The 12031-nt window shown below is 61.8% G+C and carries 11 protein-coding genes and 1 pseudogene; 6 read left to right on the forward strand and 6 right to left on the reverse strand.

The features are described from left to right. Window positions 1-22: 22 nt before the first annotated feature. From G8E03_RS03450 to G8E03_RS03460, 3 genes are all read right to left on the reverse strand, one after another. Window positions 23-409: a rhodanese-like domain-containing protein gene (locus tag G8E03_RS03450; protein WP_166188704.1), complete on the reverse strand. Its 387-nt coding sequence runs from the start codon at window positions 407-409 to the stop codon at window positions 23-25. Continuing rightward, window positions 406-780: a rhodanese-like domain-containing protein gene (locus G8E03_RS03455; protein ID WP_166188706.1), complete on the reverse strand. Its 375-nt coding sequence runs from the start codon at window positions 778-780 to the stop codon at window positions 406-408. The genes G8E03_RS03450 and G8E03_RS03455 overlap by 4 nt, the downstream gene beginning before the upstream one ends. A 377-nt stretch (window positions 781-1157) precedes the next feature. Beyond that, window positions 1158-1658 carry a MarR family winged helix-turn-helix transcriptional regulator gene (locus G8E03_RS03460; protein ID WP_166188709.1) on the reverse strand — a complete coding sequence of 167 codons (501 nt, stop codon included), beginning with the start codon at window positions 1656-1658 and terminating at the stop codon, window positions 1158-1160. 264 nt (window positions 1659-1922) lie between these two features. Here G8E03_RS03460 and ectA point away from each other — a divergent pair, with 264 nt between their 5' ends. From ectA to G8E03_RS03480, 4 genes are all read left to right on the forward strand, one after another. After that, a complete protein-coding gene (gene ectA / locus G8E03_RS03465) occupies window positions 1923-2453 on the forward strand; it encodes a diaminobutyrate acetyltransferase (protein WP_430693252.1) in 531 nt (176 codons plus the stop codon). 48 nt (window positions 2454-2501) lie between these two features. Next, a complete protein-coding gene (ectB, locus tag G8E03_RS03470; RefSeq protein ID WP_166188711.1) occupies window positions 2502-3788 on the forward strand; it encodes a diaminobutyrate--2-oxoglutarate transaminase in 1287 nt (428 codons plus the stop codon). Between the two features lie 4 nt (window positions 3789-3792). Further along, on the forward strand, window positions 3793-4176 hold the full coding sequence (locus tag G8E03_RS03475; protein ID WP_166188713.1) for an ectoine synthase: 384 nt from the start codon (window positions 3793-3795) through the stop codon (window positions 4174-4176). A 108-nt stretch (window positions 4177-4284) separates the two neighbouring features. Then, entirely contained in the window at window positions 4285-5748 is a 1464-nt protein-coding gene (locus G8E03_RS03480) for an aspartate kinase (protein ID WP_166188715.1), read from the forward strand. Window positions 5749-5818: 70 nt separating this feature from the next. On the opposite strand, the pseudogene G8E03_RS17670 reads toward G8E03_RS03480, so the two are convergent. Beyond that, window positions 5819-5954: pseudogene (locus tag G8E03_RS17670) on the reverse strand (IS6 family transposase); the annotation flags it as partial. A gap of 257 nt (window positions 5955-6211) precedes the next feature. After that, complete coding sequence (locus tag G8E03_RS03485; RefSeq protein ID WP_166188717.1) at window positions 6212-7381, reverse strand: acetyl-CoA C-acyltransferase; 1170 nt, start codon at window positions 7379-7381, stop codon at window positions 6212-6214. Between the two features lie 249 nt (window positions 7382-7630). Here G8E03_RS03485 and G8E03_RS03490 point away from each other — a divergent pair, with 249 nt between their 5' ends. After that, window positions 7631-8875: a multidrug effflux MFS transporter gene (locus G8E03_RS03490; protein WP_166188719.1), complete on the forward strand. Its 1245-nt coding sequence runs from the start codon at window positions 7631-7633 to the stop codon at window positions 8873-8875. Between the two features lie 124 nt (window positions 8876-8999). Here G8E03_RS03490 and ggt read toward each other — a convergent pair whose 3' ends face one another. Then, window positions 9000-10736 (reverse strand): gamma-glutamyltransferase, encoded by a 1737-nt coding sequence (gene ggt, locus G8E03_RS03495; RefSeq protein ID WP_166188722.1) that lies wholly within the window; start codon window positions 10734-10736, stop codon window positions 9000-9002. A gap of 186 nt (window positions 10737-10922) precedes the next feature. Between ggt and G8E03_RS03500 the strand changes: the two genes are divergently transcribed. Beyond that, window positions 10923-11972, forward strand: a complete 1050-nt coding sequence (locus tag G8E03_RS03500; RefSeq protein ID WP_166188725.1) for a TRAP transporter substrate-binding protein — start codon at window positions 10923-10925, stop codon at window positions 11970-11972. Window positions 11973-12031 lie beyond the last annotated feature (59 nt).

Consider the following 12031-nt stretch of genomic DNA (forward strand, 5'->3'; position numbering starts at 1 on the left):
AAGGCGTTCGAATAGTCGGGTATCATCGCTGCGCGATCGGTCCACCTGCTTTTTTCCAGCCTGCGAAACCATCCTCGATATGGGAGACATTTTCGAGCCCCATATCCTGCGCCGCCTTGGCCGCCAGCGCGGATCGCCAGCCCGACGCGCAATAGAACACGAAGCGGTTGCCGGTCTGGAAGGCTTCCTTTGCATAGGGGGAGGCCGGGTCGATCCAGAATTCCAGCATCCCCCGTGTGGCGTGAAATGCGTCGGGGATCATCCCATCGCGGCTCAGCTCACGCGGGTCGCGCAGATCGACGAAGGTGATTCCGGGCTGGCCGTGCAGCGACAGCGCATCGGCGGCGGGCATGTGGGCGACCTGGCTGTTGGCCTCTGCCACCATCTCCGCGACGGGACGGATGCTCATTGTGTCGGCCCGCCGTTTTCCTTCCATTCGCCGAAGCCGTTTTCCATGGCGCGCGCATCGTCCAGCCCCATGGATTTCGCGGTCTGGGCGGCCAACGCGGCGCGACCACCGCTGGCGCAGTAGAATACATAGGTTTTCGATGGGTCCGCGAAGGCGGCCTTGGCTGAGGGCGCGGTCTGATCCACCGCGAATTCCAGCGTTCCACGCGGGATCGCCTCGGCCCCTGCGATGGTGCCCTGCGCGGTTTCGGGCGGTTCGCGCACATCGACGAAGGTCACGTCGTCGCGACCGTGAAGCTTCATCGCGTCAGCGACGCTGATGGTGGGGACGTCCGCCTTGGCGGAGGAAACGCGGTCCTTGAGGCTTGTCATATCGATTTCGTCCTTTCAAATGCGGGCCGTGATCGCCGCTGATAATCCGGTGCGTGCGACCCGGCGGGTTGTAGATCAGCGAGCCAGCAGACGAATGCGCCGCCAAGCTCACTGACCGCTCCCGACAGAATATAGGAGTTCTCCGCTACTCCGACAGGGGGGCTGGAAAGTCGGTTAGGCGTGAACAGAACAGAGGCGGTATTAGTGGGACCCATGCTCATGAGCCCATTCCATCTTAGCAGGTTGTTCAATTTTCCCGGACCATTTCAGACCGCAATCCCTACCAACTGTGGGCAGCATGGCTGATATTCGCCGAAACAATGCGCGGGGATCCGTCGTCCGCACGCCAGTGCTTGGCGATTGCACCTTATGCGGGGTCAATCAGGATGCGGCGAGTCCGGTGCTTGGTTTCTGTGGATCTCGCCCATATCGAGCAAGGGTGATGCATCCAGGGTGGATGCGTTCAGCATGGACACGACCCGTTCCAGCGCAGCGACGATCATCGCTTGTTCCCAGTCTTCCATGGCTTCGAATTCATCAACATATTTCTGTTGCAGCGGATCGGGCATGCCTGCGATCGCGCCCCGGCCGGTGTCGGTCAGCTTGATGTTGGTCTGGCGTCGATCGACATCTGAACGCTGGCGTTCGATCATCGCTTTGGCGCCGAGCCTGTCGAGCAGGGTCGAGACGGTCGCAGCGCTGACTCCGAGCTGTTTGGCGATTTCCGTGGGCGTGGCTGTTTCACAGATCAGCAGGATTTGCAGGACGCGAACCTGCACCGGGGTCAGTCCCGCCGATCTGGCCAGATCGCGACCGTAAAGTTCGGTCGCCCGCAGGATTCGGCGCAAGGCGATGAGGGAAATATCGGTCCGGTCCACCACGCTCTCCTACGCCTGAGTGTCGTAGCAATTTAGGCGTTTCGGGCTGTTTTGCAAGATCGTGAATTCATTAGCGTAGCAAATGGCCGCAGGCGATATGCGGGGCGAAAAGGCGGGGTATCTACGAAATTATAGGCGTAAATAACTGTTTATAAATGATAAAATTATATGAGAAATAATATTCCTTAGCCTAATTGATTTTATGCTGAAGTATCGTATATCTAACCGCCAACGAAGCAGAAGCCGAGGTATCCTGTGTTCGACATTCATAAGATCAAGTCGCGTCACGATGAAGTCCAGTTCCGCAAACCCGACGCCGAGGATGGCGCGCGGATCTGGGAGCTGGTCGCAGCGTGTAAGCCGCTCGACGAGAATTCGATGTATTGCAACCTGATCCAGTGCGATCACTTCCGCGATACCTGCATTCTAGCCGAGCTCGACGGCGTACTTGTCGGCTGGATTTCCGGCTATGTCCTGCCTGGCGATCAAAATACGCTCTTTGTCTGGCAAGTCGCTGTTTCGCCGAAGGCCCGGGGTCTGGGCCTGGCCAAGCGCATGCTGGAACAGCTTCTGGCGCGTGACGAATGCAACGATGTCACCCGGATGCAGACGACCATCACCAAGGACAATGATGCAAGCTGGGCGCTCTTCCGCAGCTTTGCGGAGGCGCAGGACGGTGAACTTGAGCACGAGGCTCACTTCGAGAAAGAGACCCACTTTCAGGGCGAGCAGGACACCGAGCACATGGTGACGATCCAGCTGCCCGAGTCCGACGAGTTGGAGGCTGCGGCCTGAACGTCGCTGCCCGATTCCGGACCGGACACCCATAAAAAGGAAACCGTTATGACGACTGATATTTCAGCCGATAAATCCGTCTTTGCGCGCCGTGAGTCGCAAGTGCGCAGCTATTGCCGCAGCTTCGATGCGGTATTTGACCGCGCGTTGGGCGCGGAACTTTTTGACACCGAGGGCAATAGCTATATCGATTTCCTCTCGGGCTGTTCCTCTCTGAATTACGGCCATAATGACCCGGACATGAAGGCCGCACTGATTGCACATATTACCGGTGACGGCATCGCCCACGCGCTGGACATGTATAGCAGCCCCAAGGCCGAATTTCTGGAGACGTTCGAGCGTCTGATATTGGCCCCGCGCGGCATGGATCACAAGGTGATGATGACCGGCCCTACCGGTACCAATGCTGTCGAGGCAGCGATAAAGCTAGCTCGCAAGGTGACGGGGCGCAGCAACGTGATTTCCTTCACCAACGGGTTTCACGGCATGACGCTGGGCGCGCTGTCGTTGACAGGTAACGTAAGCAAACGCGCTGGCGCTGGCCTGCCGCTCGGCGATGTCACCCACCTGCCTTACGAGGGATCGCTGGGCGAGGATGTGGATACGCTCGCCATGGCCGAGGCCATGCTCGACAACGGCTCCAGCGGGATAGACGCGCCTGCTGCCTTCGTGCTGGAATTGGTGCAGGGCGAGGGCGGGTTGACCGCTGCGTCGCGCACATGGGTCGAAGGTATTGCGCGGCTGGCCAAGAAGCACGGTGCCAAGTTGATCGTCGACGACATTCAGGCTGGCATCGGCCGTGCCGGCAGCTTCTTCAGCTTCGACGAGATGGATATCGAGCCGGACATGATCCCGATGGCGAAATCGCTGTCCGGCTTCGGTCTGCCTTTCGCGCTGACGCTGATCAAGCCCGAATTGGACGTCTGGACCCCGGCCGAGCATAATGGCACGTTCCGGGGCAACACGCATGCATTTGTGACTGCCAAGATCGCGCTGGAAAAATTCTGGTCCGATGATGCGTTCAAGGACGAGATTACCGAAAAGGCGACCGTTCTGACGGACGGCTTGCAGCGCATCGCTGACATGATCCCCGGCGCGCGGCTGAAGGGGCGCGGCATGATGCAGGGTGTCGATGTTGGCAGTGGCGGCCTGGCGGGTGCGATCTGCGCCGAGGCTTTCGTGCGCGGGCTGATCATCGAGACGTCCGGTTCCGAGGACGAGGTCGTTAAGGTCCTGGCCCCGCTGACCACGCCGATGGCGCAGTTCAAGGCAGGCCTGGACACCCTCACTGACGCTGCGTCCAGCTGCGTCGAAACCAAAATTGCAGCGGAGTAACAGCATGATCGTTCGTGATATCAAAGATTTGAAAAACACCGACAAGGACGTGCATGACGCCCAGTGGTCTTCCGTGCGGATGCTGCTGGCGAGTGACGGGATGGGGTTTTCGTTCCATATCACCACGCTGGAGGCTGGTTCGGAGCATACGTTCCACTACAAGAACCACTTTGAAAGCGTCTATTGCATGTCTGGCAGCGGCTCGATCACCGAACTTGCCACGGGCAAGACGCATGCGATCCGGCCCGGCGTCATGTATGCGCTGGATCAGCATGACAAGCATATCCTGCGCGCCGAAGAAGAGCTGGTAATGGCCTGCTGCTTCAACCCGCCGGTGACAGGCAGCGAGGTCCATCAGGCAGACGGCTCTTACGCGGCCGCCGACTGACGATATGCCGACGATATGAATGGCCGGGGCACGCACTGCACAACAGTGGCGCGCGCCACCCGTCCGACCAGAACAAGAGGAGTCCTGGACTATCCGGGGCGGACAACCATGAGCAGAGACACCCATACCGTTGAAAAGATCGGCGGCACCTCGATGAGCCGTTCGGCCGAGCTGCTGCAGCCCCTGCTGCTGAATGATGGCGGCGATCCCTATGGCCGTATCTTTGTCGTGTCGGCCTATGGCGGCATCACCGACATGCTGCTGGAACACAAGAAAACCGGCGAACCCGGCGTCTATGCTCATTTCGCCAATGCCGAAAACGCGCATGGCTGGTCCGACGCGCTGAACCGCGTGGCCAAGGCGATGGGCGACTCGCATTGCAAGGTGCTGAGCGCGCCGGGCGACATTCAGGCGGCAGATGATTTCGTGCGCGAGCGGATCGAGGGCGCGCGGTCGTGTCTGATCGACCTGCAACGCCTGTGTTCCTACGGGCATTTCCGCCTTAGCCAGCATATGGGTATCATCCGCGAACTTTTGGCGGGTCTCGGTGAAAGCCATTCAGCCTATGTAACGACGCTGCTTTTGCGCAGCGCTGGGGTGAACGCCCGTTTCGTCGATCTGAGCGGCTGGCGAGACGACCGCGAGCTCTCGCTGGACGAGCGGATCGAATTCGCGTTTCGCGATGTTGTTTGTGAGCGCGAATTGCCGATCGTGACCGGTTATGCGCAATGCACCGAGAACCTCATGTCGCTATACGATCGCGGCTATTCCGAAGTGACATTCAGCCGTCTGGCCGCCCAGACCGGTGCGGCCGAAGCGATCATTCACAAGGAATTTCACTTATCCTCGGCTGACCCAAAGCTAGTCGGGCTGGAGAACGTCAATAAATTGGGCCACACCAATTATGATGTTGCGGACCAACTGTCGAACATGGGGATGGAGGCGATCCACCCCTCTGCGGCCAAGACCTTGCGACAGGCGGGCATTCCGCTGCGGGTGACAAACGCATTTGAACCCTCTGATCCCGGTACGCTAATCGACGACGCCCCGGCGCAATCCCCGCAGGTGGAGATCCTGACGTCGCTGGATGTCTTTGCGCTTGAGGTGTTCGAACAGGACATGGTCGGCGTCAAAGGCTATGACGCGACAATTCTTCAGATCCTGACCCGGCACAATGTCGATATCGTTTCCAAGACGTCGAATGCCAACTCGATCACACATTACGTCGATGCATCGCCAAAGTTGCTCAAACGCGTCGAAAACGATCTGGCTGTGGAGTATCCGACTGCCTCTGTCACGACTCGCGGGCTTTCCGTCGTGGCGGCGATCGGGCGTGATCTGAGCGGTTTGAATGCACTCGGTCGCGGCTTTGCCGCGCTGGAACGGGCCGATATCGAGTTGGTCGCCGTGCAGCAAGGGCCGCGCAACGTGGACATCCAGTTTGTCACCACCCGTGATGATGCGGATGCCGCCGTCCGGGCCCTGCATCATGCATTGATCGAGCAGGCCAGTGAAAACAGGCGCGCGGTGCGCGGCACGAAGGTCAAGAGAGAGCCTCAGTTGGCGGCCTGATTCATGATCGCGAATGATGGTATTGTCACGTTAGCTCGCTGAGTGCGCGAGTTGGTATGGTGATAGTTGATCAACCGACATTCGCCGCGGATTTCCAAGCTTCGAATGTTTCGAGCGGATAGTGAGAGCTGAGCGCAGGCAGAGAAGCGATTGCAGGTTGCTGACTGCATGGCGACGAAACGCTGCAATCCCCTCGGTGATCGGAAGGAGATTGTTGCGATGGCTCGCCTCGATCAGAGGCCGGATACTTCGCCGGGCATTCTGGCCGTTTCACCGAGCGCATTTTGGACAAAGTCGATCTCTCTATGATTGAGGTGCCGGTTGCCTCCAGTTCAGCTTGCTAAACCTAATGCAACAGGCCCCTGCCACCTGATCGGCCGCCGGGCCGGAGGCCGAGCATCCGCGCAAAGTTGCACAGATGATCAGCCCGGCCCGTTACGGCGGTCAGGCGCGAGGCGCCTTCTCAGTCACGTTCGATGGCCAGGGCGGTGCCCTCACCCCCGCCGATGCAGATCGCGGCGAGCCCGCGTTTCAGGTCGCGTTTTTCCAGTGCATTGAGCAGGGTCACGATGATCCGTGCCCCCGACGCCCCGATGGGGTGGCCCAGCGCACAGGCCCCGCCATTCACGTTGACCTTGTCATGGGGCGCGCCGGTTTCCGCCATGAAGGCCATGGGCACGACGGCGAAGGCCTCGTTTACCTCGAACAGATCCACGTCGTCGATGCTCCACCCCAATCGGTCGAGCACGGCTTTCGTGGCGGGCACGGGCGCGGTGGTGAACCAGCCGGGGGCCTGCGCGTGGCTGGCATGACCCATGATGCGGGCGCGGATGGTCAGGCCACGGGCCTTCGCCTCGGATTCGCGCATCAGCACCAATGCGGCCGCCCCGTCCGAGATGGACGAAGCGTTCGCCGCAGTCACGGTGCCATCCATGCGGAAGGCCGGTTTGAGGGTGGGAATCTTGTCCGGTCGCGCCTTGGCGGGCTGCTCGTCGGCGGCGACGATGCTTTCACCCTTGCGGGTCTGTAGCGTGACGGGCGTGATCTCCCCTTCGAAATCCGCCGCCAGCGCGCGTTCCAGCGAGGCGAGCGCGTAATCGTCCTGCGCCTGGCGGGTGAACTGGAACTTCTCGGCGCAATCCTCGGCGAAGGTGCCCATCAGACGGCCCTTGTCATAGGCATCCTCCAGCCCGTCGAGGAACATGTGGTCGATGGTTTGCCCGTGGCCCAGCCGCGCCCCGCCGCGCATGTTGGGCAGCAGGTAGGGCGCGTTGGTCATGCTCTCCATCCCGCCGGCCACGACAATTTCGCCATTGCCGAGCGCGAGCTGGTCATGTGCCATCATCACGGTTTTCATGCCGGAACCGCACATCTTGTTGAGCGTGGTGGCGGGCACCCCCTCACCCAGACCGGCGGCGAAACCGGCCTGCCGGGCCGGGGCCTGACCCTGACCGGCGGGCAGGACGCAGCCCATCAGCAGTTCATCCACGTCCGCGGGATCGACGGCGCTGCCCGCAAGGGCCGCCGCAATGGCCGCGCCCCCCAGTTGCGAGGCGGTGACAGCCGAAAGCTCACCCTGAAAGCCGCCCATAGGTGTGCGCGATGCGCCGACGATGACGATTGGATCGTTCATGCAAGGTCCCCCGATATGTTTCACCGCTCTTGTGAACGGTCGTTCATATTATTCTGGCATGGCACGATTGCCCGATCAAGTCGGCAACATTGTACCCATACTCTTGGCGGGTCGGTGTCGCGTCCCATATAGGTGACTGAAAGTCTCATACCTTCCATTTCCATGACGACCGCTGCCCGTGCTATTCGGATGGCTTGGCCGCCCAACCCTATATCGGGCCTGTATGGGGCTCGCCCGCCTGGAGATCTCATGGCCGATACCTCGACCCCATCCTATACCCCGCGCAGCCGATGGCTGGACCGGACCACACCGCCCCATATCATAACCCTCGTCCTGATCGCGGGGATCGGTGCGTTGAACATGAACATCTTCCTGCCGTCGTTGCCAACCATGGCCACGTGGTTCACGGCGGATTACGCGACGGTCTCACTGGCGATCTCGGCCTATATGGGGGCGACCGCGCTGTTGCAGATTTTCATCGGGCCGCTGTCGGATCGTTATGGCCGCAGGCCGGTCATGCTGGTTTCGACCGGCGTGTTCGTACTGGCGACGGTCGGGTGCCTGCTGGCGCAGAGCATCGAGACCTTTCTGGCCTTCCGTTTCCTGCAAGCGGTGATCGTAACGGGCATGGTGTTGAGCCGCGCCGTGGTGCGCGACATGGTCGGCCCGGATCGCGCGGCGAGCATGATCGGCTACGTCACCATGGGTACAGCCGTGGTTCCGATGGTCGGGCCGACGCTGGGCGGGCAGCTGGATCTGTATTTCGGTTGGCACGGCAGCGTCGCATTCCTGATCATGGCAGGGGTGGCGATGTACGCGTTGGTCTGGGCCGACATGGGGGAGACAAACCACACGCCATCCGCCTCGTTCGGGGCGCAGTTTCGCGCGTATCCCGAGCTTTTAACCTCACGCAGGTTCTGGGGATACGCGCTGGTCGCGGCGTTCGCGTCGGGGACGTTCTTCACCTTGCTCGGCGGGGGCCCGTTCGTGGCGACGGTCATATTGGGGCTGAATGCGGCGGAGTTCGGGCTGTATTTCGCGCTGATCGCGGTGGGCTACATGGGGGGTAATTTTCTGTCCGGCAGGTTTGCCGCGCGGGTTGGGCTGGACTGGATGATGGTGATCGGCGGTTGCACGGCTGCGGCGGGCACGATCATCGCCATCGTTCTGTTTGGCGCGGGTTTCCTGCATCCTATCGTGCTGTTCGGCCCGATGGTGCTGGTGGGAATGGGCAATGGTCTGACGTTGCCTTCAGCCAATGCGGGCATGGTCAGTGTGCGCCCGCACCTGTCGGGATCCGCATCCGGTCTGGGTGGCGCGCTGATGATCGGAGGGGGCGCCGCCCTGGCGGCGATCGCCGGCGCCTTGCTGAGCGTGGAGAGTGGCGTCTGGCCGTTGTTGCTGATTATGCTGGCCACGGCATTGCTATCGGTGCTGTGCGCGATCTACGTCATTCGCAGAAGCCGCAAGGTCGCACTGCTGCCGGCGGAGTAAGGCACGTCTTCCAGCGGAGTAGAGCACTGTCCGATCAGGTTGGCCGGCTGGAAGACGGATTGAAAACCCCGTTCCCTCGTTCTGCCCGATGCGAAAGGCGGGGCTGTCGCCCCTTCTTCCTACCTCACTCCCCCATGGCGATGCCTTCACGCCGGGGGTCGGCCGCTCCTGTCAGGGTGCCGTCCGGTGCGATGGTGATGATGTGCAGCCCGCTGTTGAGGTTGCGCACATTCGTTTCCTGACCAAAACCCTGCAACCCCTCGATCATTTCGGCGGCGTCGGTGCCTTCCTCCAGATCGGTGGTGCCGTTGCGATTGACGATATGACCGGCATTGATCGCCGATTGCGGGTCCATGCCCATGTCGATCATCCGCACCAGCGATCCGGCCACATAGTTGATGATCCGGCTGCCCCCCGGCGATCCGATCAGGATCGAAGGCTGCCCGTCCGTCAGCACGATGGTCGGCGCCATCGAGGACCGGGGCCGCTTGCCGCCCTCGACACGGTTCGCAACCGGGCCTTCATCGCCCTCGGGCCGGAAGGAGAAGTCGGTCAGCTCGTTGTTGAGAAGGAAGCCATTTGTCATCACCCTGCTGCCGAACCCGGTTTCGATGGTCGTGGTCATTGAGACCATGTCGCCGTAGCGGTCCACGATCACCATGTGCGAGGTGCCGGGAAGGTCGGGGTTCGTGTCCGGCGACCATAGCCGGGTTTCGTCCCAGGTGGGCGTTCCCGCCTGCGCCTGCCCCATGGTGGTGGCCGGGTCGATCAGATCGGCGCGACTGGCCAGATAACCCGGTTCGATCAGTCCTTCGGTCGGCATGGCCACGAAATCGCTGTCGGCCATGTATTTGCCGCGATCCGCGTATGCCAGACGCGCGGCTTCGATATAATGGTGCCAGGCTTCGGCCTGCGACATGCTGGAAAGGTCGAAATTATCGAGGATGCCCAGCATCTGTCCGACGGTCAGCGCACCGCTGGAGGGCGGGCCCATGCCGCAAACCTCATGCGCGCGGTAGAGCACGCAGACAGGCGTCCGCTCCACCACCTCATATGCGGCCATATCGGCCATCGTCAGAATGCCGGGATTGGTTTCTGTGCGCACGGCCTCCACGATGTCACCGGCAATGGCGCCGGTGTAGAACGGGGCGATGCCCTCCGCCGCGATCAGGCGCAGCGTTCGGGCAAGGGCGGGATTGGTCAGCACCTCACCCGCCTGACGTGGGGTGCCGTCCTCGTGAAAGAAATAGGCGGCTGTTTCGGGAAACAGGGCAAGGTCACGATCCGTCGCGCCCGCGATGCTGTCAGCCAGGCGGGGGCTGATCTCGAACCCGGTTTCCGCCGTCTCGATCACCGGCTGGAACAGGTCGGCCCACGGGGTGCGGCCATGCTGCGCGTGCAGCCGGTCGAGCAGGGCGAGCGTTCCAGGCACCCCGACAGAGCGGCCTCCGGTCACGGCATCCCAGAATCCCACCGGCTGACCGTCCTGGCCCAGCCAGTAATCCGGGGTCGCGGCCATGGGGGCCTTCTCTCGCCCGTCCAGTGTCGTCAGGCGCTGTTGCGAGGCGTCCCAGAACACCAGAAACGCACCACCGCCCAGGCCGGAGCTTTGCGGTTCGACCAGATTTAGCATCAGTTGCGTGGCAACGGCGGCATCGGCGGCGGACCCGCCCGCGGCCAGAACATCATAACCCGCCTGCACGGCCAGCGGATTGGCGGCGGCGATCATGAATTCGGATGCGGTCACCGCGCTCTGCTCGGTCAGGGCGGTGGTCCGCTCCGGCTGGGCGGAGGTGTCCTGCGCAGGGGCAATGGCAGGCACGGTAAACATGGTGAAGGCGAGCAGAATCTGTCGGTACATGTCGGAACCTCTCGATTGGTCTGCTGCTAAGATAGCGCGACGCAGCGTCACGTCGTGCGTTTTCTGCAGGCCGCGCCTGTCCGATCCGCTGTGACATTGCGAACGGGGCTTGACGCTGGCGGGCTGCGCGGGGCACGACCCATGCCCGAGGGCCGCCGTGCGAGCGGTCTGCTGGGAGGCAAGAACATGAACGGTTTATTCAAGTCTGTCTGCGCGGGCGCAGTGATCGCGGTGCTGGCCGTGCCCGCCATGGCGCAGGAGGTGACGTTGCGGTTTCAGCACTTCATCTCGAACGAAAGCGCGATCCCGAAATATTTCATGATCCCATGGGGTGCGACGATCGAGGAGGAAAGCGACGGTCGCATTGATTTCGAGCTGTACCCAGCGATGCAACTGGGCGGCGCGCCGCCCGCCCTCTATCAGCAGATCGCGGATGGTGTGATCGACGGCGGGTGGTTCCCACCCGGCTACACCCCCGGACGCTTCCCAAGTGCGGAGGCGCTGCAACTGCCGTTCATGACCACGATGAATGCCGAGGAATCGAGCCGCGCCGCCTGGCGGTATTACACCGAGTTTCTGGAGGAGGAATTCGCAGGGGTAAAGGTTCTGGCCATCCACGTGCACGGACAGGGCGTCGTCCACACGCGCGGCCTGTCGGTCGAAGCGCTGGAGGATATGGCCCGGCTGAAACTGCGCGGTCCATCGCAGCAGGCGAGCGCATTGCTGGAGGCGATGGGCGCCACGCCGATCGGAATGCCGGCCCCCGCCTTCCCCGAGGCTTTAAGCAAGGGTGTGGTCGATGGCGGCGTTATCCCGTGGGAGATCGTCCCCTCGCTGCGGGTGCACGAACTGGCCGATAGCCATACCGAGCTTGGCGGGGACCGTTCACTCTACAACACAGTGTTTGTGTGGGCGATGAACCTCGACAGCTATAATGGCCTGCCGGACGATCTGCGCGCGATCATCGACGCACATTCCGGGCTTGAGGGCTCCGCCTGGGCCGGGCGCGCGGCGAATACCGGTGACATTCCGGGGCGCGAAGCCGCCGTTGCGGCCGGAAATACCATGGTATTGCTGGACGAGGCGGAAACCGCGCGCTGGGCTGCGCTCGCCGATCCGGTGATCGCCGAGTGGATCGAACGGATGGAGAGCCGCGACATGCCCGGCGCCCGGATGGTCGAAAGGGTGCGGGAACTGGTGGCTGAGGAATCGGATCGGGAACACCTGTCGCGTTAAGGCTTCGCTCATGCAATCATGATCGTGTGCACCCCAAGGCAACAGAGACGTGATTTCGA

The organism is Pontivivens nitratireducens, assembly GCF_011290545.1.
Lineage (GTDB): Bacteria > Pseudomonadota > Alphaproteobacteria > Rhodobacterales > Rhodobacteraceae > Pontivivens > Pontivivens nitratireducens.